The 293-nt window shown below is 39.9% G+C and carries 1 protein-coding gene; it reads left to right on the forward strand.

Annotated elements, in window-relative coordinates; genetic code table 11:
• The coding region (locus JKP73_RS22780; protein ID WP_200412055.1) for a DUF444 family protein at nucleotides 1–211 on the forward strand (211 nt) is incomplete at its 5' end.
• Nucleotides 212–293: the final 82 nt, after the last annotated feature.

The raw sequence follows: 293 nt of genomic DNA on the forward strand, positions 1-293 counted from the left end.
CCCTACCTGTATCGACCTTGTAGAAAAGGTTATGAAGGTGTCTAGTATGTTTGGCTATGGTGAGGTAAATGGCTATAAACGAAAATCAACCTTAATGCGCGCTTTTGAAGAAATCGATGATCCGAAGTTTAGGTACTATATTGTGAAGGAAAAAGCGGATATTTACCAAGCATTAAAAACATTCTTCAAAAAAGAGGAAGCGTTGGTATAAAAGGAGAACCGGGCATTTCTGGAGTCCCATGACCCAGTGATGCGCCGGTTCTATTCATTGACAACCTCAATTGTATAAATGG

The sequence above is a fragment of the Virgibacillus salexigens genome (assembly GCF_014905415.1).
Classification (GTDB): Bacteria; Bacillota; Bacilli; order Bacillales; family Amphibacillaceae; genus Virgibacillus; species Virgibacillus salexigens.